Source organism: Nakamurella sp. GG22 (genome assembly GCF_052976845.2).
Genome location: NZ_JBRIIO020000015.1, coordinates 36,457 through 58,493, shown reverse-complemented (window position 1 = coordinate 58,493; position 22,037 = coordinate 36,457). Strand labels below are relative to the sequence as shown.

17 protein-coding genes are annotated in these 22,037 nt (G+C 70.1%); 2 read left to right on the top strand and 15 right to left on the bottom strand.

Annotated features, from left to right (window positions below; genetic code table 11):
• Window positions 1-19 precede the first annotated feature (19 nt).
• From topA to ACVBEQ_RS15930, 7 genes are all read right to left on the bottom strand, one after another.
• Window positions 20-2,899 carry a type I DNA topoisomerase gene (gene topA / locus ACVBEQ_RS15960; protein ID WP_447154298.1) on the bottom strand — a complete coding sequence of 960 codons (2,880 nt, stop codon included), beginning with the start codon at window positions 2,897-2,899 and terminating at the stop codon, window positions 20-22.
• A 228-nt stretch (window positions 2,900-3,127) separates the two neighbouring features.
• Window positions 3,128-3,793, bottom strand: a complete 666-nt coding sequence (locus tag ACVBEQ_RS15955) for a hypothetical protein (RefSeq protein ID WP_447154297.1) — start codon at window positions 3,791-3,793, stop codon at window positions 3,128-3,130.
• Between the two features lie 87 nt (window positions 3,794-3,880).
• Window positions 3,881-4,549, bottom strand: coding sequence for a VC0807 family protein (locus tag ACVBEQ_RS15950; protein WP_447154296.1), 669 nt, complete (start codon window positions 4,547-4,549; stop codon window positions 3,881-3,883).
• A complete protein-coding gene (locus tag ACVBEQ_RS15945; RefSeq protein ID WP_447154295.1) occupies window positions 4,546-5,130 on the bottom strand; it encodes a TetR/AcrR family transcriptional regulator in 585 nt (194 codons plus the stop codon). The genes ACVBEQ_RS15950 and ACVBEQ_RS15945 overlap by 4 nt, the downstream gene beginning before the upstream one ends.
• 151 nt (window positions 5,131-5,281) lie before the next feature.
• Window positions 5,282-5,998 carry a hypothetical protein gene (locus ACVBEQ_RS15940; RefSeq protein WP_447154294.1) on the bottom strand — a complete coding sequence of 239 codons (717 nt, stop codon included), beginning with the start codon at window positions 5,996-5,998 and terminating at the stop codon, window positions 5,282-5,284.
• Window positions 5,999-6,056: 58 nt separating this feature from the next.
• On the bottom strand, window positions 6,057-6,737 hold the full coding sequence (locus ACVBEQ_RS15935; RefSeq protein ID WP_447154293.1) for a hypothetical protein: 681 nt from the start codon (window positions 6,735-6,737) through the stop codon (window positions 6,057-6,059).
• 364 nt (window positions 6,738-7,101) lie between these two features.
• Window positions 7,102-9,399 (bottom strand): sodium-translocating pyrophosphatase, encoded by a 2,298-nt coding sequence (locus ACVBEQ_RS15930; protein WP_447154292.1) that lies wholly within the window; start codon window positions 9,397-9,399, stop codon window positions 7,102-7,104.
• A gap of 291 nt (window positions 9,400-9,690) precedes the next feature.
• On the opposite strand from ACVBEQ_RS15930, the gene ACVBEQ_RS15925 reads away from it, so the two are divergent.
• Window positions 9,691-11,964: a DEAD/DEAH box helicase gene (locus ACVBEQ_RS15925; RefSeq protein WP_447154291.1), complete on the top strand. Its 2,274-nt coding sequence runs from the start codon at window positions 9,691-9,693 to the stop codon at window positions 11,962-11,964.
• A 37-nt stretch (window positions 11,965-12,001) separates the two neighbouring features.
• Here ACVBEQ_RS15925 and ACVBEQ_RS15920 read toward each other — a convergent pair whose 3' ends face one another.
• The 8 genes from ACVBEQ_RS15920 to ACVBEQ_RS15885 form a co-directional block, all read right to left on the bottom strand.
• Window positions 12,002-12,406, bottom strand: coding sequence for an Rv3654c family TadE-like protein (locus tag ACVBEQ_RS15920; RefSeq protein WP_447154290.1), 405 nt, complete (start codon window positions 12,404-12,406; stop codon window positions 12,002-12,004).
• A 4-nt stretch (window positions 12,407-12,410) separates the two neighbouring features.
• Window positions 12,411-12,779: a TadE family type IV pilus minor pilin gene (locus tag ACVBEQ_RS15915; protein ID WP_447154289.1), complete on the bottom strand. Its 369-nt coding sequence runs from the start codon at window positions 12,777-12,779 to the stop codon at window positions 12,411-12,413.
• A 157-nt stretch (window positions 12,780-12,936) separates the two neighbouring features.
• Window positions 12,937-13,137 carry a DUF4244 domain-containing protein gene (locus ACVBEQ_RS15910; RefSeq protein ID WP_447154368.1) on the bottom strand — a complete coding sequence of 67 codons (201 nt, stop codon included), beginning with the start codon at window positions 13,135-13,137 and terminating at the stop codon, window positions 12,937-12,939.
• Window positions 13,138-13,452: 315 nt separating this feature from the next.
• Complete coding sequence (locus ACVBEQ_RS15905) at window positions 13,453-14,271, bottom strand: type II secretion system F family protein (RefSeq protein WP_447154288.1); 819 nt, start codon at window positions 14,269-14,271, stop codon at window positions 13,453-13,455.
• 40 nt (window positions 14,272-14,311) lie between these two features.
• The gene (locus ACVBEQ_RS15900) at window positions 14,312-15,241 is read right to left on the bottom strand and encodes a type II secretion system F family protein (protein WP_447154287.1); all 930 of its coding nucleotides are present in this window, start codon (window positions 15,239-15,241) and stop codon (window positions 14,312-14,314) included.
• Window positions 15,235-16,410, bottom strand: coding sequence for a TadA family conjugal transfer-associated ATPase (locus tag ACVBEQ_RS15895; protein WP_447154367.1), 1,176 nt, complete (start codon window positions 16,408-16,410; stop codon window positions 15,235-15,237). The genes ACVBEQ_RS15900 and ACVBEQ_RS15895 overlap by 7 nt, the downstream gene beginning before the upstream one ends.
• Before the next feature lie 101 nt (window positions 16,411-16,511).
• The gene (ssd, locus tag ACVBEQ_RS15890) at window positions 16,512-17,582 is read right to left on the bottom strand and encodes a septum site-determining protein Ssd (RefSeq protein WP_447154286.1); all 1,071 of its coding nucleotides are present in this window, start codon (window positions 17,580-17,582) and stop codon (window positions 16,512-16,514) included.
• A gap of 1,285 nt (window positions 17,583-18,867) precedes the next feature.
• Window positions 18,868-19,614: a Fic family protein gene (locus ACVBEQ_RS15885; RefSeq protein ID WP_447154285.1), complete on the bottom strand. Its 747-nt coding sequence runs from the start codon at window positions 19,612-19,614 to the stop codon at window positions 18,868-18,870.
• 347 nt (window positions 19,615-19,961) lie between these two features.
• Between ACVBEQ_RS15885 and acs the strand changes: the two genes are divergently transcribed.
• Window positions 19,962-21,959, top strand: a complete 1,998-nt coding sequence (gene acs, locus ACVBEQ_RS15880; RefSeq protein ID WP_447154284.1) for an acetate--CoA ligase — start codon at window positions 19,962-19,964, stop codon at window positions 21,957-21,959.
• Window positions 21,960-22,037 lie beyond the last annotated feature (78 nt).

Sequence of the window (22,037 nt, the reverse complement as noted above, 5' to 3'; positions counted from 1 at the left end):
AACCCGGAAAAGGGGAACATTACGCAGGTTGAGCGCCTCGCGTACTGCCCGTCCCGGCCCGTGCGGTGGCCGCCTTCTTGGCCGGCGCCTTCTTCACGGGTGCCTTCTTCGCCGGTGCTTTCTTCGCGGCCGCCCGCTTCGGCGCCGGACCGCGCGCCCGCCGATCGGCGAGCAACTCTGCCGCCCGCTCCACGGTCAGGGTGTCGATCTCGTCGCCCTTGCGGAGGGAGGCGTTCGTCTCGCCGTCGGTGACGTACGGACCGAACCGACCGTCCTTGATCACCATCGGTTTGCCGCCCACCGGATCGACGCCGACCTCGCGCAGCGGCGGCGCGGCGGCGGCGGACCGGCCCCTTGCCTTGGGCTGCGCGTAGAGCGCGAGCGCCTCCTCCAGGGTGACGTCGAACAGTGACTCCTCGGTGGTCAGCGAACGGGAGTCGGTGCCCTTCTTCAGGTAGGGCCCGTACCGGCCGTTCTGCGCGGTGATCTGCACCCCGTCGGCCGGATCGACGCCGACCACCCGCGGCAGCGAGAGCAGCCGCAGCGCGGTGGGCAGGTCGACGGTGTCCAGCGACATCGACTTGAACAGTGACGCGGTGCGCGGCTTGACCGCCTTCGGCGCCTTCTTCGCGGTGCCGTTGACCTCTTCCGGGGCGGGGATGACCTCGGTCACGTACGGCCCGTACCGGCCGTCCCTCGCGACGATCAGGTGGCCACTGTCCGGGTCGACGCCCAGCTCGTTCTCGGCGGAATCGCCGGACTGCGCGAAGAGCTCCTCGGCGACCTCGGCGGTGACCTCGTCTGGCGGCAGGTCCTCGGGCAGGTTTGCCCGCTGCACGCTGGTGCTGTCACCGTCCCCGTCGTCCTTGCCCCCGTCGTCCTTGCCCCCGTCGCCCTTGCCACTGCCCGTGCCGGCCACGTTGCGCTCCAGGTACGGCCCGTACCGGCCGACCCGGACGGTGACCTGGCGGCCCTCGGAGTCGGTCAGCAGTGGCAGCGAGTTGACCTCGCGGGCGTCGATGTCCTCGAGTCGGTCGCCGACCAGTTTCTTCAGCCCGCCGGTCCGGCCGACCGAGCCCTCGGGGCCGAGGTCGCCGCCGAAGTAAAACGCGCCGAGCCAGTCCGTACGGCCGATCCGCCCGTCGGCGATGGCGTCGAGCTCGTCCTCCATGGCGGCGGTGAAGTCGTAGTCCACCAGCCTGGCGAAGTGGGTCTCGAGCAGCCCGATCACCGCGAAGGCGATCCAGGAGGGGACCAGCGCCTGGCCCTTCTTCCACACGTAGCCGCGGTCGATGATCGTCCGGATGATCGAGGTGTAGGTCGAGGGCCGGCCGATGCCGAGGTCCTGCAGGGCGCCGATCAGCGAGGGCTCGGTGTACCGGGCGGGGGGTGTGGTGACGTGGCCCGCCGGGATGAGCTCCCTGATGTCCAACTGCTGACCGACGGTCAGGTTCGGCAGCCGGCGTTCGGCGTCATCGGCCTCGCCGCCCGCTTCCGCGTCCACGGTCTCGACGTAGGCGCGCAGGAACCCGGGGAAGGTGATCGTCCGGCCGGAGGCACTGAAGACGCATTCCTGGCCGTCGGCGCTCGCGGTGATCCGGAGCGAGAGCGTCAGGCCCTTGGCGTCGACCATCTGGGAGGCGATGGTTCGCTGCCAGATCAGCTCGTACAGGCGGAACTCGTCACCGCTGATCGACCGCGCGACCTGGCCGGGGGTGCGGAAGCTCTCGCCGGCGGGCCGGATCGCTTCGTGCGCCTCCTGCGCGTTCTTCACCTTGCGGGTGTACTGCCGGGGCGCGTCGGGCACGTATTCGGGCCCGTAGAGCTCCCGGGCCTGCGCCCGCGCCGCCTCCTGCGCAGTGCCGCTCAGCGTCGTCGAGTCGGTCCGCATGTAGGTGATGTAGCCGTTCTCGTACAGCCGCTGCGCCGTCCGCATGGTGCGCTCGGAGTTGAAGCCGAGCTTGCGGCCTGCCTCCTGCTGCAGCGTCGACGTCATGAACGGTGGGTACGGGCGGCGGGTGTAGGGCTTCTCCTCGACCGAGCTGACGGTGGCGGTGCCGCCCTGCAGCGACGCGGCCAGGGTGCGGGCGCCGTCCTCGTCGAGCAGCAGCACGTCCGAACCGGCCTTGAGCCCACCGGTGGCGGCGTCGAAATCACGCCCGGCAGCGAGCCGGCGGCCGGCCACCGACGACAGCGACGACTTGAACGCGTCCTTCTCCGCCGATGCCGTCGGCGCCATCGACGCGTCCAGGCCCCAGTAGGTGCCGGCCCGGAACGCCATCCGCTCACGCTCGCGCTGCACGATGATCCGGGTCGCGACGGACTGCACGCGGCCGGCCGACAGCTTCGGCATGACCTTCTTCCACAGCACCGGCGAGACCTCGTAGCCGTACAGCCGGTCCAGGATGCGGCGGGTTTCCTGCGCGTCGACCAGGTTGTCGTCCAGCGCGCGCGGGTTCTCGGCGGCGGCGCGGATCGCGGCGGGGGTGATCTCGTGGAACACCATCCGCTTGACGGGCACCTTGGGCTTGAGCGTCTCCAGCAGGTGCCAGGCGATCGCCTCGCCCTCGCGGTCCTCGTCTGTGGCGAGGTAGAGCTCGTCCGCACCGGCCAGCAGCGACTTCAGCTTCGCCACCTGGGCACGCTTCTCCGGCGAGATGACGTACAGCGGCTCGAAGCCGTTCTCCGTGTTGACGCCGAGGCGCGCCCAAGGCTCACCCTTGTACTTGGCGGGCACGTCCGCGGCGCCGCGCGGCAGATCACGGATGTGCCCGACCGACGACTCGACGATGTAGCCGTCGCCCAGGAAACCGGAAATGGTCTTGGCCTTGCTGGGTGACTCGACGACCACCAGGCGCACGCCGGAACCCGGGCTCGCCGATGATTTTGCAGTGGCCATCAGGCTCACGCTCTCCTCTTATATATGCGCTCCTCCGGCTCCCGCTCCGGGCGGGTAGCTGGAGGGCGGTTGTGCTGATCCACCCGCGATGGCGAAGTGCGCCACCGCCGGGCAACGCGTGCAGGATGCCACAGTCGGTGACCGACGCATCGCTCTTTCCACGATTGCGCCAAGCTGTCAGTTCCCCGACGGCCGTGCGATCCGTGCCACCGCGGTGGTGCGGCCGGCTCAGTGACCGTGCGGCGGGAAGGAGTGCGGGGGCGCCTCCGGCGGTGGGGTACCGATCATTTCGGCCAGCCGCGAACACCGTCGATAGCCGACAATACGCACAGCCGGGCCGCCGCCACGCACGCCCAGCAGGGAGCCGGTCAGTCCGGACGCCGCGCAGGCAGCGGCCAGCGGCTCGTGGGTGTCGGGTGCGTGCGGGTCCAGACCGAGCAGGAACCCGATCTCCGCCGGTCGACCGGCGGCCAGTGTCCAGACCCGCAGGAATCCGGCGCCGACCACCAGGCCAGGCGGAACGGCCTTGACGGCACCCCGTGTCCATTCGTCCGCGAGGCCCGCCAGCAGCGGGCTCCGGTCGGTGGCCAGCAGCGTCCGGCCGACCGGTCGCTCGGGGTCGGCAGCCGGATCGGCAGCCGGATCGATTACGACGTCGGCAGCCGCATCGGGCTCGACGTCGCCCGGAGCTGTGACATCGGACACCTTCGCCGGGATGTCCCGCACCCGGCACTCCCTGAGCAGGGCGGCGGCCCGCCACTCGTCGGCCAGCAGGATCGACACTCTGGTGCCGCCGTCGCCGACCGTCAGCTGACCGTGGGCGGCGAGCAGACCGCCGAGATCGGCGAGCTGCGGAGGGGTGAGGTCGGCAGAGAACAGCGACAGCTGCGTCACACTTGCCCCCTCACCACGGATCGCCAGGGTATCCCCCACCACCCCGGCACACCTGCCGGGTGCGGCGCCGACACCCGGCGGCGCGGGTCAACCGGTGGCAGGATCCGCCGCGGGGAATCGCTCGTACAGCGGTGACGCGCGGTTGAAGACGCCTGACACCGCGTACAGCACGTTCGTGACGACGATCAGCGCCACCGTGGTCACCGCGATCAACCCGGTGGCCAGTGCCGGCACCACGTCCGGCGGCAGCGTGTACGCAAACACAATGCGCAGCAACGCATCTGCCATCGTTCCGAGTCCGTACAGCGCGCTGGACACCCGCCACATCCGGCGCCAGCGCGGTGCGGTCGCCCACAGCCCGTCCCAGTCGGCCGGCCAGTGCAGCCGACCCTCCATCAGCGGTTTCGAGAACAGGTAGGCGAGCGGCCGGTCGGTGAACGCACTGGCGATGAACCAGGCGCCGGTCACACCGGTCAGGACCGCTTCCTTGGCCAGCAGGAACTGCGTGCTGCCCGCCAGCGCGGCGATGACGACGCTGCCCAGCAGCATCGTGGTGAAGTACGCCGACAGCGCGTTCACCCGACCGTTGCGGATCAGGCCGACGATGCTGGGCACGGCGGACGCGAGCGTCGACACCAGGATCGCGGCGTAGACGCCGACGTCGGCCGCCCGCAGCCCGTAGTAGATCGCCAACGGCACGAGCAGGCCGACGACGGCGCGGCCGGCCACCCCCAGCAAGCGGCGACTGACGCTCATTGCTCCGCCCGCGCCGGATGTGCGGTGGCGAGCTCGAACAACGTCACCAGTTCCGCCGCGTATTCCGCGCAGTCCAGGTCGGGTTCCGCGCGCAGCAGGAAGGGCAACCCGTCAACCGATCGCTGCACTGTCGTTGCCATCACCCGGGTGTCGAACCGGCGGAACTCGCCGGTCTGCTGACCGTGCAGCAGGATGGCCGCCACCCCATCGGTGGCCGATCGGTCGGCCTCGATCCCATCGTCGAACCCCGCGCCGAGCACCACCTCGGCGAGCGCGATCATCGAGGCCCGGTCGCGGTCGATGAACCCGACGACGGCGAGGATGTACGCGCTCAACTGGCCGGCAGCAGTCGTCTCGAGGGCGACCCGCTCCCCCACGTGGCGCCCGATCCGCCCGATGACGTCGGTGACGACGGCATCCATCAACTCGGATCGACTGCTGAAGTGGTACGAGATCAGCCTGGTGCTCGACAGGCCGGCATGCTCGGCGATTTTGGCGAACGAGGCCTTCGCGTATCCGACCTCAGCGATGACGGCGATCGCGGCCTCGACGATCTGCGTCCGGCGGGCCTGGGAGGTCACCGAGCGACTGTCCGGCACAGATTTTACTGACACAGGTAAAGAGTAACCTGGCCAAGTAAATTTGTCTGCCGATGCGGGGAACCCGGGTTCAATCGGCTGGTCGCCCCGGGATCAGCATCGAACCGCACAGCCCGAGCTCAGGACCCGACCGTCAGTTCAGGACGTTCTTGCAGGCGGGCAGCGCCTTCGCGGCGGCGATGACGTCCGGATCGACGGACGACATCGAGTCCGGCGTCGAAGCCTTCGCCTCCGCCTCGATGGCATCGATCGCCGCCTTCAGGTCGGACTGATCGGAGGGCTTCAACGCGGCGACGGTTTGCGCCCCGCGGCCATAGACATCCGACACAGCGCTGAACCGCTCGATGGCGATCGACTGCAGATCCTCGCCACCGGCCACCGTGGGCGGCGGGGTGGCCTGCAGCAGGCCGACCGTCGTCGACGCGCTGATCGAGATGTTGCTGTAGGTCTCGACCACGGTGGCCTGCGCCTCGGCGAGCGTCTGGCCGGCGGTGTTCGGCGAGACGTACTGGACCAGGTCGGTGGCGCCGTCGCAGAAGACCGTGAACCACTCCTCCGACGTCGAGTCCAGGCTCGAAGAGCCGGAATCGTCGGAGGTGCTGGTGTCCTCCGAGCTCTCCGTCGACTCCGAGGTGTCCGTGTCGGAGCTGTCGGAGGTCGAGGTCTCGCTGGTCTCCGACGTGGATGTCTCGGAGGTGGAGGTTTCGGAGGTGGACGTGTCGGAGGTCGCCGATGTGGAGACCGGCGAGCTGCCCGCCTGGGCGGTCCCCTGCACCTCGGAAGAGCAGCCGGCCAGCAGCAGGCCCGCCGCCCCGCAGATCGCCACCCAGCCCGAAACAGTGCGCCTCATCGAAGTCCTCTGCCGTGTTGTCGTGTGCGGGTGCGGGTGCGGTGTCGCGATGCCGACGTCAGCCGTTGAGCGCCTGGCAGGCCGGGATCTGCTGGGCGGCTGCGGAGACGTCCGCCGGCAGTTCGCCCAGCGCCTGCAACGGCGCGACAGCGGACTGCAACTGCGTCGCCAGGCCGCTCGATGCCTGCTGCAGGGCAGCGGTGTCGCTCGGGTTGATCGCGCCGAAGGTCTTGGCCAACTCCGCAAGCTTGGGCCCGGACTCGGCGAGCCCGGTGGTCATCTGCGACGCGAACTGCTCGCCGCCCTCGAAGGTCGGCGGCTCGGCCGAGGCCAGTTTCTCACTGGTGTCGGACAGCACGGTGCCGAACTTGGTCAAGGCGTCGACGCCGGTCTTCTGCGCCGTGGCGGGGTCCTGCCCGGAGGTGTCCAGGTTCGACAGCTCCTGGATCGGCGCGACGCCGGTGCACAGCGTGGTGAACCAGGCGACGGTCTGCTCGTCGAGCTCCGCCGGCGCGACGCTGCCGCTGGTGGCGCCCGATCCGCTCGACTCCGACGAACCGGAGGTGACGGCCTCGGACGACGACGCGACCGACGATTCGGCAGCGGAGGAAGCGGCCGACGAGGACGCCGACGATGTGGTGGACCCACCGCTGTCCGAGGAGCTGCAGCCCGCGACCAGCAGGACACCGGCCGCTCCCACCGCCAACAGGGGGCGGGCGGTCCAGAGTGATCGCTTCATGAGGCGTCCTTCCTTGACGTCATCCGGCCCGGGCCGGAAGTGGAACCGATGCGAGGCCCACGGACGTCGATGTCGACCCCCGTCACGGCAACCCCGGACCGCGATGGCTGTGCGCCACGCGATCGAATCACGACGAATCGAAACACTGCTGATCGAAGAACATTGCCCCGGCGAACCGTGCTGCACGGGAGATGCCCGAGAACGCGTGCGGTCAACCCCAGCGGGACGACTCAACCTGTCCCGCCTTGATCATCACCCCGCGTTCACCGTGGTGAACCTACCGCGACGGCCCGCCCCATACGCGGCGAGGCCACCCGCGTGTTCCACGGATGGCCTCGCCGACTGGAGACGAACAGATGCCGGATCAGACCGGTTGGGTCTCCTCGGCGTGCAGGTGCGACTCGCGGCGCTTGGAGACCACCACGGCGCCGACGATGATCACCACGGAGACCGCCGCAATGCCGTACCGGATCGCGCTGTTAGCGCCGTCCCCGACGGTCAGCGAGACGATGGCGGGGGCGATCAGCAGGGCGACGAGGTTCATCACCTTGAGCAGCGGGTTGATGGCCGGCCCGGCGGTGTCCTTGAACGGGTCACCGACGGTGTCACCGATGACGGTGGCCTCGTGGGAGGGCGAACCCTTGCCGCCGAACTTGCCGTCCTCGACGATCTTCTTGGCGTTGTCCCAGGACCCGCCCGAGTTGGCCAGGAAGACGGCCATCAAGGTGCCGGTGGCGATGGTGCCGGCGAGGTAGCCGGCCAGCGGGCCGACGCCGAGACCGAAGCCCACGGCGATCGGCGCGAAAATCGCGAGCAGACCCGGCGTCGCGAGTTCACGCAGCGAGTCCCTCGTGACGATGTCCACGACCTTGCCGTACTCCGGCTTGTTGGTGCCCTCCATGATCCCGGGGATCTCGCGGAACTGGCGACGGACCTCGCGAACGACGGCTCCCGCGGCCCGGGCAACGGCGTTGACCGCCAGGCCGGAGAACAGGAACACCACGGACGCACCGAGCAGCATGCCGACCAGCGTTCCGGGCGACACGACGGTCTCCACGAACGAGGTGAGCCCGGCGGCGATGACGGTGGCGGTGTCGCCGGCCGAGGCCAGCGCCTGGGTGATGGCGTCCGAGTACGAGCCGAACAGCGCGGTCGCCGCGAGCACGGCAGTGGCGATCGCGATGCCCTTGGTGATGGCCTTGGTGGTGTTGCCCACCGCGTCGAGCTCGGTGAGGATCTGGGCGCCCTCGACGGAGACCTCGCCGGACATCTCGGCAACGCCCTGGGCGTTGTCGGAGACGGGGCCGAAGGTGTCCATCGCGACGATGACGCCGACCGTGGTGAGCAGACCGCAACCAGCCAGCGCGATCGCGAAGAGCGCCACGATGATCGAGCCGGACAGCAGGAACGCGCCGTAGACCGCCGCCGCGATGACCAGCGCGGTGTAGACGGCGGACTCGAAGCCGACCGAGATGCCGGCGAGGATGACGGTGGCCGCACCGGTGAGCGAGGAGCGGGCAACGTCCTGGGTGGGCTTGGTCTCGGTGCCGGTGAAGTAGCCGGTCAACCACAGGATGACGCCGGCCAGCACGATGCCGATGATGACGGCGGCGGTGGCGATCAGTGCCGGGTTCCCCGACTGCGTTGCGACGGCCTCGACACCGAGATCCTGGAAATTGCCAGGCAGGTAGGTGAACGCGGCGACCGCACAGAGGACGGCGGAGATGATCGCGGAGATGTAGAACGACCGGTTGATCGTCACCAGACCGGGTTCGCCGACCTTCGCCTTGGTGATGTAGACGCCGATGATCGCGGTGATGACACCGATCGCCGGGACGATCAACGGGAAGATCAGGCCCTTCACGCCGAACGCGGAACTGCCCAGGATCAGCGAGGCGACCAGTGTGACGGCGTAGGACTCGAAGAGGTCGGCGGCCATGCCTGCGCAGTCACCCACGTTGTCGCCGACGTTGTCGGCGATGGTGGCGGCGTTGCGGGGGTCGTCCTCGGGGATGCCCTTCTCGACCTTGCCGACGAGGTCGGCACCGACGTCGGCCGCCTTGGTGAAGATGCCGCCGCCCACCCTCATGAACATGGCGAGCAGAGCGGCACCGAAGCCGAAGCCCTCCAACACCTTCGGGGCGTCCGCTGCGTAGACCAGGACCACGGTCGACGCACCGAGCAGGCCGAGGCCGGTGGTGGCCATGCCGACTGCGCCGCCGGTCCGGAAGGCCACCTGCATCGCCTTCTCGCGGCCGCCGTCACCGTTGGCCGCGGCCGCGACACGGACGTTCGCCCGGGTGGCCAGCCACATGCCGAAATACCCGATGGAGGCCGAGAACAGCGCACCGAGCAGGAAGAAGATCGACCTGCCGATCCGCTCACCGGTGCTGTTGGCGGGCAGCAGGAACAGCAGAACGAACACGATGACGACGAAGATGCCGAGCGTGCGGAATTGCCGGCCGAGGTAGGCGGCGGCACCTTCCTGAACGGCGGCGGAGATCTCCTGCATCTTGGGGGTGCCCTTACCGGCGGCCAACACGCCGGCACGGAGGACGAAAGCGATGACCAGGGCCACCAGCGCGACGACAGCAACGCCGATCACGATTGCTTGATCACTACCGGTAACCACGAGGTCCGCGGCGGCAATTTGGGAAGACATCGAGCTCCTGATCCATGGGACACAAAAGAGTGGACCGGTCAACTCGTTGCAGACCGGCGCTGGTCGAACGGCGTCGCATGCCGGTCACCCGGTGTGACGCTCAGTACTGTAAAGCACCGGTAAGGCCGAGTCCTCCCGAGACGACGTTGTCCGAACACGTCACAACGGAGCGACGCGCCGGATGGACTGTATGTCGGTGGGTGGCGGGAGAATGACCTGGTGACTTCACCGGAGCCGTGGGCGAATCCTGGCGGCTTCGTGGACCTGCTGAACCGGTGTAGCACCGATACAGTGAGCACCGTCACACCATGTATCACCCATGTGGAGCAAATCGCCCCTCGGGCTGGTCGGAGCGCGCCCTGGCCGTCGTGGGTACCCGCCGACGTCCGTGAATCGTTCTGCGCCAAGGGAATCGCGACGCCATGGTCGCACCAGGCGGCGGCGGCCGAGCTGGCGAGGTCGGGCGTCGACGTGGTGCTGGCCACCGGCACGGCATCCGGGAAGTCATTGGCCTACCAACTGCCCGCGCTGGCGGCACTCACCGCCGATCACCGCGCCTCCGTGCTCTACCTCGCCCCGACCAAGGCGCTGGCGGCCGACCAGCTCCAGGCCCTCGAATCGCTCGGGTTGCCGGCGCTGCGGGCAGCCGCCTACGACGGCGACACCCCGATGGCCGACCGCGACTGGGCGCGGTCGCACGCTAACTGGGTGCTGACCAACCCGGACATGCTGCACCGCGGGATACTGCCCGGGCATGCCCGGTGGGCCAGGGTGCTGCGCAGGCTCCGGTACGTGGTCGTCGACGAGTGCCACGCGTACCGCGGGGTCTTCGGGTCGCACGTCGCGCTGGTGCTGCGGCGACTCACCCGGCTCGCCCGGATGTACGGGTCCGATCCGGTGTTCGTGCTGGCCTCGGCCACGTCGGCGGACCCGGAGGTGGCGGCCGGCCGGTTGATCGGCCGTCCGGTGGTGGCCGTGACCGACGACGGGGCCCCGCGGGCGGGAGCCGACTTCGTGCTGTGGGAACCGGGGATCGTTCCCGGGTCCGAGGGCCAGGACGGCGCGCCGGTACGCCGGTCGGCGCCGGCCGAGGCCTCCAGGATGATGGCCGACCTTGTCGCCGCCGGGGCTCGCACGCTCACCTTCGTCCGTTCCCGGCACGGCGCCGAGCAGGCCGCGCTGTCGGCGCAGCGGCGGCTGGCCGACGTCGCACCGGAACTGGTCGACACGGTGGCCGCCTACCGCGGCGGCTACCTACCGGAGGAGCGGCGCGAACTCGAACGCGCGCTGGGCTGCGGGGAGCTGATGGGCGTGGCTTCCACCAACGCGCTCGAACTCGGCGTCGACATTGCGGGTCTGGACGCCGCGGTGCTCGCCGGTTACCCGGGAACGCTGGCGTCGGTCTGGCAACAGGCCGGGAGGGCGGGCCGCCGGGCCGATTCCGGACGCCGCGCGCTGGTGGTGTTCGTCGCCCGCGACGACCCGCTGGACACCTACCTGGTGCACCACCCGGACAGAGTTTTCGGGCACCCGGTGGAGGCTGCCGTCACCGACCCCACCAATCCATACATCCTCGGGCCACACCTGGCCTGCGCGGCTGCGGAGCGGCACCTGACCGCTGACGACGTCGAGCTGTTCGGCGGACCGGACATCAAACCGCTGCTGGACGACCTGGTCGCCCGCAGGGTGCTGCGCAGGCGGCCGACCGGCTACTTCTGGGCCGAGCCGGGTCACCCCGCCGACGGCGTGGATCTTCGCGGTGGCGGCGGCGGGCAGGTCGCGATCGTCGACGAGGACACCGCCCGGCTGCTCGGCACGGTGGACCTGCACCGCGCGCCGTCCGCCGTCCACACCGGGGCGGTGCACCTGCACCGCGGCGACAGCTACGTGGTGCAGGACCTCGACCTGCACCACGGTGTGGCGCTGGTCCGGCGTGAACGCCCGGACTGGTCGACGATCGCCCGATCCCACTCGACCGTGACGATGGGCGAGTTGCAGCGGCAGCGCGGACTGCCCGGTGACGTGACGGTCGGCGTCGGCCCGGTCGAGGTGACAGAGCAGGTGATCGGCTACCTCCGGCGGCGGCCCAACGGCGAACTGCTGGACGTCATCGGGCTGGACATGCCTCAGCACACTCTGCACACCCGGGCCGTCTGGTACACGATCGGCCTCGACGCCCTGCTCGCCGCCGGCATCCCGGAGGGCCGGGTACCGGGGGCGCTGCACGCCGCCGAGCATGCGGCTATCGGACTGCTGCCGCTGTTCGCCGGCTGCGACCGGTGGGACATTGGCGGGTTGTCGACGGCGCTCCACCCGGACACCGGCGAACCGACGGTCATCGTCTACGACGGCTACCCGGGTGGCGCGGGTTTCGCCGACCGCGGCTACGGCGTGCTCGCGGACTGGCTCGGCGCGGTCCGGGATGCGGTGGCGGACTGCGCATGCGAGGCGGGATGCCCGTCCTGCGTGCAGTCGCCCAAGTGTGGCAACGGGAACCACCCGCTGGACAAGGCCGCTGCCGTCACCGTCCTCGAGCTGGTCACCGCGGCGCTCGGCGCTGCCTGACTACTGACACGCGATCCGGCGGCCGCTGTCCGCCACGTCACCCCTGCTCCGAAATGGTCGCGGCGGCCGGGCCGGCCCGCGCTCGCGCCGTCGCGGTCCCGGACAGCGGGCCGGCCCGGATCTCTGCATTCACGATGACGAGCACGTCCGCACCGACGACCGAACAGGATTGCAGGGCCAAGCCGTTGGCCGAGGCGACATCCATGGCCGTCGCGCACGCTGCGTCGGGGCCGCGCAACACCCTCGCGGCACCAGCGAGGGCGGCCAGGTCCGCGGCCGACTCCGCTCGCTGCCTTGCCAACGACGCCGCCCCCAGCTGCGCTGCCAGGCCGGTGACGATCAGCAGCAGGACGCACCCCAGGCATGCGTACACGGTGGCTACTCCGCGATCACCGGCCCTGACCGTGGATTCCGGTTGCAGAACGCCTGCACCGCAGCTCATCTCCTCACCCCTGTTCGCGGGCGGCCGTTGCGGACGCCGAGATCGTCACTCCGGGGAGCAGGCCGCCGACGGGCCGGACGGAGACAGTCGCGACCACCCATTCGTCCTGCGCGCTCAGGTCGAGCACCGCGCCTTGCGGAGCGATCTGCGCAACGGCGCCCGACGCACCGCTGTCGTCGCCGCGGCCCGCCAGCCGGGCTGCTTCCCGGGCGGCATCGGCACATCGGATCTGGGCGATCATGCAGGCCAGCCCGGCCAGACAGGTGACGAGCACGAGCGCGAGAACCGCCAGGGCGATGGCCGCTTCGACCGTCACCCCGCCGGCCTCGCGGTCGATCCGCTGCGGGTGATCCGGGTCGTCCCGTGGTGGCAACGCTGACCGAGCTGGCTGTGCTCGCGGTGTTGAAGGTGCTGTCCGTGCTCGCCGTTCTGTGAGTGCTGTACGGGGAGGTGCCGGGACAGAACAGGATTCGCGCCGTCCCGGAGTTCCCCGGCGGCAACGACATCGTCTCCCCGGCATGGTGTCCGCCTCAGAACGTCGTCGACAACGCCGAATTGATGAGATCGGTCAGGCCGGCGACCACCGAGTCACCGGTGACGATCTTGTACAGAACGGCGGCGAACGCGGCGGCGACGACGGTGCCGACCGCGTACTCGACGGTGCTCATGCCCGCGTCGCTCTCGAAGGGACCTTGCGCTGCGTAGCGGTGTTCCGCCCCCTCGCAGCACACCGTGCCACCCGACTCCGCGGCTCCCGAGAGCCCCGCACGCGCATCCACGGTCGCGCACCCGCACGCCGGCGCGACGAGGGCGAGCAGCGGCACGCTACCTCCGTCGATCCGCGCCTGCCCGTCCCGTCCGCGCACGTTGAACACAGCAGAGATACGTTGCACCACAACCACTCCCCTCGTGGCCGACCGGTTGTCGACCGCTCCCTGAGCTTCCGCCGGCAGCACCGACCGATCCAGGCGCAGCGAACCGGTGTGGATGGAACAGGGCCATGTGAACAAACACTGGCGGTCAGTCCGCGGCCGAATGCGGCGTGGTCAGAACATGTCGAGCTGTCCCAACAACCCGACGACGACCGGCGCCAACCCGAGACAGAGGAATGCAGGCAGGAAGCACACACCGAGTGGTGCCGTCATCAGGACCCCCGCCCGACCCGCGGACCGCAGATCCGCCGCCGCCGTCTGCTGCCGGAGCTGGGCGGCGTGCTCCCGCACGGCCTGTGCGAGCGCACCACCTCCGGTGGCGGAACGGCGCGCGGCCGCGGCGATCGGAGCGAGGTCCTCGCTCGTTTCCGCGGCCCGCCAGGCGGTGGACGGGTCGGCGCCCAGCCGGAGCATCGCCGCGACGGAGTCGAGCAGATCGATCGGTCCGTCCCGCCGGCGCACCGGACCGGCATCTCCGGAACCGAAACCGGTACCCGCCGCGTCGAGGACGGATCCCGCGCCGCCAGGTATCGATCCCGCCGACGGGTCGAAGGCGGCCAGCGCCTCCGAGACGGCCCCGAGCGCACCGGCGACCGCCATTCCGGCGTCCAGGCACGACGCCAGCAACTCGCAGTAGGTGGCGATCAGCTGGCGGTCCGCCGTCCGCGTGGCCGCCGGGGGTCCCGCACTCCGCCGCAGCACGCCGATGACCGTGACGGCAGCGACGATCAGGGCCAGCCACCACAGATCGGGATCGAGCAGAACGATGCCGGTGCCGGTGAGCAGTCCGACCGTCGCCGCCCTCCTGCTCCGCGGAGCGGGTGAAGGCAGCGGCGGGCCGTCGTTGCGCGGGGGCAGCCGGACGGGCGGCGGCACGGCGAGCAGAGCGGCTGAGGCCACCAGCATCGCCGTGATCGTTCCGGTCACCTGCATCAGTGCCCACCTCCCGCGGGCGCTCGAGGTTCGATCGGCGTCACCGGGCGACGATGCGGGCGGACCACAGCAGGCCACCGCAGGTCAGGGCGGTACCCACCAGGAGCAGCACGTTCCCCAGGTGGCTGCGCAGCAGCACCTCGACGGGGTCGGCGCCCATCCCCGCTCCGAGCAGCAACCCCAGGAGCGGCAGCACGGCCATGACATAGCCGGACATCCTCGGCCCGGCGACCTCCCCAGCTCGCTGCGAGTCCGCGACCAGTTGCTCGGCGAGCTCGGCGGCGAGTGCATCGATCAGTGGGGTGAAGGCGATCCCGTGCCGCCGGGTGAGCATCCAGCCGCTGCGGAGTCTGGCCGTCGCACGCCGCCGAGGTTCCAGAGCTGCGGTTCGACGACTCCGCGCGGGTGTGACCGCGTCCGACCGGCTCTGCGGCGGCGCCCCACGGCCAGGCAGCCGGTTCGAGAGCACCCGCGGCCCTGCTGACGGACGATCACCGGTCCCGATCGCCCGGACCAGATCGGCCACCACCAGAGCACCCTCGCCGGTCGCGGCGGCGGCGGTGTTCTGCGCCGCGAGCGCCGGATCCGCGCCTGCATGCAGTTCCCGAGCGAGCATCCGAAGCGCCGCCACGATCTGCTCCAGCGCCACTCGTCGGTAGCTACCGGCCCGGAGTCGTCGCGACAGCGCCCACCCGGTTGCGGCGAGCACCGCTCCAGCAATGGCAACTGCGGCGCCCCAGCGGAGCAGCAGCACGGCGGCAACGGGCACCATCGCGCCACCGACCGCCGCCCGCCCGGTCATCAGTCGGCGGGAATCGCGTCGGCCCGCATCGCGTCGGCCCGCATCGCGTCGGCCTGCGTCGCGTCGGCCGAAGTACCGTCCCGGTCGCCGACCGGCCGCACGCAGCACGGACGGCACCGTGGTCGGCCAGATGACGGCTGCCGCAGCGATCAGCAGGGCGATCACCATGGAACAGGTTCGCCACGATCGGCCAACCACCCGGCGAGGACGGCGGCCCCCGGCCCATCCGGCCGGCCCGCCACAATTGCCGGCTCCGCCGCGACGAAGCCGCTGGAATCCCTGCGCAGGACGGCGATCTCGTGCAGCACCCGTCCCTGCCCCTCGCGTCGAATGTGCATGACGACGCGAACCGCGCCGGCCAGCTGCGCATGAACGGCGTCCCGCCCGATGCCACCGAGCGAGGCCAACGCCTCGAAACGGGCCGGCACGTCCGCCGCTGCATTCGCGTGCAGGGTGCCCGCGCTGCCGTCGTGGCCGGTGTTCAATGCGGCGAGGAGATCGACGACTTCGGCTCCCCGGACCTCCCCCACCACGATCCGGTCGGGCCGCATCCGGAGCGCCTGCCGGACCAGGTCCCGCACCGAGATCACGCCCGCCCCTTCGACGTTGGCCTGACGCGCGACCAGCCGGATGACGTGCGCATGCGGCGGCCGGAGCTCCTCGGCGTCCTCCACCGTGACGATCCGCTCGTCGACGGGAACGGCGGCGAGCAGAGCCGACAGCAGGGTGGTCTTTCCGGAACCTGTGCCGCCGGAGACGACGAAGGACAGGGCGGCGCGCAGCACCGCACACAAGGTCGGATGCGTGACCCCGGGCAGGGTGCCGCTGTCCCGGAGCGCATCGAGATCGTGCCGCACCGGGCGCAGCACCCTCAGCGACAGGCAGGTGCCGGAGGCCGCCACCGGCGCGAGGACCGCATGCAGCCGGGTGCCGTCGGCCAGTCGGGCATCGACGTGCGGGTGGGCGTCGTCGAGCCGACGGCCGGCGGCGGTCGCAAGCCGGCGGGCGAGCCGCTGCACCGCGGCCTCATCGGGAAACGTCACTCCCGTCAACTGCCAGCCGGACCCACGGTCCACCCGCACATCGCCGGGCGCGTTGACCACCACGTCGGTGGTCGCCGGGTCGGCGAGCAAGTCGGACAGCGGGCCCGCGCCGACGAGCTCACGCTGCAGCAGCCGTATCTGGTGCAGCATTTCCGCGTCGGTCAGCAGCACCGCTGACTCCGCCCGCAGTGCTCTGGCGAGCGCCGTCGGGTTCGGGTCCGCACCCTCGTCGACGAGCCGCCGCTGGACCCGCTGGATCACGTCCTCGGGGAGCACCGTTCCCGCCGGAACCATGGGATGGGGAGCTGTCACGGCCGTACGCGTGACAGCGGCGGCCCTCCGAACCGCGGCCCCGCCATCGGGGAACCTGGAACGAGCCGCGCTGTCGCCGCCCGTCATGACGATCGGTCCACCGCGGCGAGGACCCGCCCCGCCGCCCTCGACAGTGGCCGACCCGGACCGGCAACCAGCGCCAAACCGATCTCGAGGTCCCGCGGGAGAGCCGGGTCCGCACGCATCCTGGCCAGCAGCGGCAACTGCAGGACACCGGCGAGATCACCTGCCCCGAGACCTCCCGGTGACGGACCTCGCACGACAACGCCTGCCCGACAACCGACCTCCAGGATTCTGGTGCGGACCCGTTCCGCGGCCCAGCAACCCCGCACGTCCGCCGGCGTCACCACAACGGCGAGGTCGGCGCGCTCCAGGGCACGATCGGCCGCCGGACCGGGATGCCGCGGCAGGTCCACGACGGTGGTCCGTCCCACCCGCCTGCCGGAGGCGAGGACCGCGTCCATCGTGGACGACTCGATGGTGGCCGGTGGGGTTCGACCGAACGACAGCACGGCAACCCGACCCCGTCCCGCACCCACCGACGGCAACGCGCGTTGCAACGCGTCCGCGGGCAGGCGACCGGAGGCCGCGGCGAGGTCAGCCCAGCGCAGTCCCGGTGCGCCTTCGATACCGAGCAGCACATCCGAGCCTGCTCCCCACGGGTCGGCATCGACGAGCAGGCTGTCGGCGCCGGTGCGTGCCGCCGCCAGCGCGAGCGCTGCCGCGAACACCGACGCGCCGGCTCCGCCGCACGCCCCGAGCACCACCAGACACCGTCCACGACCGGATCCGCCGGCGAGGGCATCGGACAGCAGCTCGATCAGGAGCTGCTCGGAGGCGGCGCCGCCGAACGCCACGGTCCGCTCGACGCCGAGCCTGACGCACAGCTCCCACATCTGGTCGGGCGGTTCGCCGACCACGACCACCACGACGCCGGACCGCCGCGGGAGGCCCGCCTGCACGGCGCCCCACAGCTGGGCGGCGTCGAGCAGCACAACGGGCGCGGATATCCACCGGGCCCGCTCAGAGGCGTCCGCGCTGTGCTCCACCTCGACACCGGCGGCCGCTGCAATCCGCTGCAGGTCGCCCAGCAGTGCATCGTCGGCCGTGATCAACAGTGCTCGATCGTCCACGAAGCCCGTCCCGTCCCGGCCTCTCCCGGATCGGATCCGGCCGCACGAACAGTCGAGCACCGATGACCGGGCCGGCCGCCGGTCGGCTGCGGGATTGTGGAGAGAAGCCGGCATGTGCGCAGCTACCCGGGGTCAGTCCGGATGTGGGCGTCCCCTGGCCATTGACGCCGAGGGCGACACCGCGGAGACGTCCATGTAGCCGCATGGAGAGGCAGGGCACGTCAACCGTCACAAACGTTTTCTAGCGATCTGGAGGCCGCGCCCACGACGACAAGTCGGGGAATAGGGGCGGCCCCCGCCAGGGGGGAGGGCGGGGGCCGCGGGGTTCAGCTCCGGGGGGTTGAGCTGAACCTAGTGGTCGGCTCCCGGGGGGGTGGAAACCGACAAGTTCACTGTAGACCTGAGGTCATGGGTTCGTCACCTAAAGACGGGGACAGGTTGCAAAGATCTTCAGCTTCGATCCGCTTCTACCTCATTCGGGTGCATCTGAATCGGTCCCGGCAAATTGGCGGCCGTTCTGCTGTTGCCCGCGGGGCCGTCGCGGCGTATCACTATGTCAGGGACCCCCGATCGGCCAGAGACGGTGTGGAAGAGAAACACCGCCTACCCCCATCGGAGCTCCCCGCGTTGGCCCCGGTACCCACTCACCGCTATAAGCCGCGGGAGGTACGTCGTCAGGGTTACCGACGAAGGTCGCGGAGCCCGTCACGACGAGTCGTGGTGAAGCTTGGTAGCTGGTCAGCCTGCGCAGACGGCGTCTCACTCCGGTGAGGCGCCGTCTTTCACGTCTGCGGTCCGGGCATTCCGCCCGGGCTCATCCGCGGCGACCTAGGGGCGTGTTCTCCGCCCGCCGGGACTGTGACCGCGCCAGCTGTCGAGTGGCCTCGATGGCAGTGCGCTCGCAACAAGTATTTGCCGGCGAAATATCTTTCATGGCATTACGTCGAAACCTTCGCGGGCCGGACCCGACACCATTCCGGCGACCCCGAACATGGATGGTCGTAATCCGTCGGTGCGACGACGCCCGGCACGGTGCGAGGACAAAATCACCCGGTCAGACTAATCACATGCCACGCGCCAGGTCTGGGACATTCGGACAATCCGTAACCTCTGCTCACTGTATGCAGTGGTATGGATCTCCGACTCGGGCCCGACGCCCGGGCGTCTCCTCCTCTCCCGACCAGCGGCGACCGACACACCGTCCGACCGGTCAAACCCGACGGAACCGACCAAACCGAATGGTATTTAGCCCGTGGAATCGCTTCCAATCGGCGCACCCGCCAATTCATACAGCTGCATCGGCGATCGACTGACCCTCGCGCGCGCCTGCAACCAGCCAGCCGCACACAGCCAGCACCCACCGGGTGACGAAATCCGGGTTCCCGGCGGCGAACGCCGAGGCTGCCGCCTCGTAGGAGGTCCGATGGCGGAGAAAGGCCACCTCCGGCACGCCGAGCCCCGCGGGATCGAGTCCTCCGGCCACCACGGTGAGCCTCGCGGCAGCCCTGGCAACAACCCCGTTGGCGTGTTCGAACGGCTGCAGCGTCAGCAGCCGACCGTGGATCATCGCCACCTGAACCGGCGCGGGCCAGGGTGACGAGATCGCCACGCCGGCCAGCCCGCTCAGCGCGGGGGCGAGTCCCACGCCGTCGGACCGGGGGCGCCCCAGGTCTTCCGGGGACGCCAGGTCGGCGGCGGCAAGAGTGTGCAGCCGGGCCAGCACCTGAAGTGGCGAGCGGGTCCAGACAGACGCCATCGATCCGAGCGCGGCCGCCACGCGCAACGAGCCGGCCACGACGGGGTCCGTGACGATCTCCGTGCCGGCATCGAGAGCGAGCGGCGCACCGTCCAGCGCGGCCGATGCCCTCGCCGCGCGCATCGATGCGACCGCCGCGGTCTTCGGCCAGCCCGTGCGGTTGGCCGGGTGCCGCCGGAGCGCGGTGATGGACCCTCTGACCTCTTCCACCGCGGCAGCCACTTCGGGGGGCGAGCGCCAGCCCTCCCAGGGGGCGGCCGACGGGGTGAGGGTCACCGCAGCACGATACGTGCCGCAGCGGTGGCCCCCGACGTCACGCGGGATGTCAGTGGAGCCGGTGACGGCGAGCGGCGGCAGAGGCCGCCCACCGCAGTTTCCCCGCCGTTGACCGATGCCCAACTAACGAAGCGTGGCGGGAAATCGCAGCCAGCGATACCTTCCACCCACTACACCGCTGGTGGCGACCCGTCGGCTTTGTCCCGGGAGGAGGTAGCGGGAGGCCCCGCAGCCGGCACTGCACAGTCCGACAGGACAGTCCGATCAGGGCAGCCATCAGCGCCTCGAATCATCGAAAAGCACTTCTCCACCCGACACTGACACCGCCGTCACCAAGGAGAAACACTGTGAGTGGTCCCGCTACTACGTCCGATCCCACCCCGGCCACAGCGTCCATCGCATTGGACAACCTCGGCACCGAGGCACGCACCTTCCCGCCCTCGACGGAGTTCGCTGCACAGGCCAACGTGACCGCCGAGGCCTACAAGCAGGCCGAAGACGACTTCGAGGGCTTCTGGGCCGAGCAGGCGAATCGACTGTCGTGGGCGACGCCGTTCAGCACGGTGCTCGACTGGTCGAACACCCCGCACGCCAAGTGGTTCGCCGACGGGACGCTCAACGTCTCCTACAACTGCGTCGATCGGCACGTCGAGGACGGCTACGGGGACACCGTCGCGATCCACTGGGAGGGCGAACCCGGCGACTCGCGCACCATCACATATGCGGAGCTGCAGCGCGAGGTCTCGAAGACCGCCAACGCACTGATCTCCCTCGGGCTCAAGACCGGCGATCGGGTGGCCATCTACCTCCCGATGATCCCGGAGGCAGTCTTCGCGATGCTCGCCTGCGCCCGGCTGGGCCTGGCCCACGGCGTCGTCTTCGCCGGCTTCTCGGCCGAGGCGCTGCGCTCGCGGATCGGCGACGCCCAGGCCCGGCTGGTGATCACCGCCGACGGCCAGTACCGACGCGGCACCGCGGTATCTCTCAAGGCGGCGGTCGACGAGGCCATCTCCGGCCCGGACACCAGCGTCGAGAACGTGCTGGTGGTCAGGCGAACCGGCTTCGAGGTCGAATGGAACGCCAAGGACGTCTGGTGGGACGAATTGGTCGAGGGCCAGTCCGATCAGCACACGCCGGAGGCCTTCCCTGCCGAGCAGCCCCTTTTCATCCTCTACACCTCCGGCACCACCGGAAAGCCGAAGGGCATCCTGCACACGTCGGGCGGATACCTCACGCAGGCCGCCTATACCCACAACGCGGTCTTCGACTACAAGCCGGGTAGTGACGTCTATTGGTGCACAGCGGATATCGGCTGGGTGACCGGCCACTCCTACATCGTCTACGGGCCGCTGGCCAACCGGGCGACCGAGGTGATCTACGAAGGCACCCCGAACAGCCCGCACGAGGGCCGGCACTGGGAGATCATCGACAAGTACAAGGTCTCCATCTACTACACCGCACCCACCCTGATCCGCACCTTCATGAAGTGGGGTGCGGAGATCCCGGGCAAGTACGACCTCGGCTCGCTGCGGGTCCTCGGTTCGGTCGGAGAGCCGATCAACCCCGAGGCCTGGATGTGGTACCGGGAGAACGTCGGGCACAACAACTGCCCGATCGTCGACACCTGGTGGCAGACCGAGACCGGCGGCATCATGATCTCCCCGCTGCCTGGCGTCACGGCCTGCAAGCCCGGATCGGCCATGGTCCCGCTGCCCGGCATCAGCGCCAAGGTCGTCAACGACGAAGGCGTCCCGGTCGGCAAGGGCGAGGGCGGATACCTGGTCATCGACAAGCCGTGGCCCGGCATGCTGCGGACGATCTACGGTGACGACGAGCGGTACAAGGACACCTACTGGTCCCGGTTCGCCGCACAGGGTTACTACTTCGCCGGTGACGGCGCGAAGTACGACACCGACGGCGCATTGTGGCTGCTGGGCCGGGTCGATGACGTGATGAACATTTCCGGCCACCGCATCTCGACCACGGAGGTGGAGTCCGCACTGGTGTCGCACCCGTCGGTCGCCGAGGCCGCGGTCGTGGGCGCCAACGACGACATGACCGGACAGGGCATCGTCGCCTTCGTGATCCTTCGGGGTTCGGCCAAGGACACCGACACGCTGGTGGCGGAACTCAAGGCCCACGTCGCCAAGGAGATCGGCCCCATCGCCAAGCCCAAGCGCATCCTGGTCGTCCCTGAACTGCCCAAGACGAGGTCGGGCAAGATCATGCGCCGACTGCTCCGCGACATCGCCGAGAACCGCGCCGTGGGTGACGCCACGACCCTGCAGGACAGCAACGTGCTGAACCTGATCTCGAGCGGGCTGTCCAGCGGCAAGGCCGACTGACCTCTCGCGCAAGGGTGTCACAGTGGAGCGGGTGCGATCTGCACCCGCTCCACTGCTGTCCCACCCCGGTGACGGTCC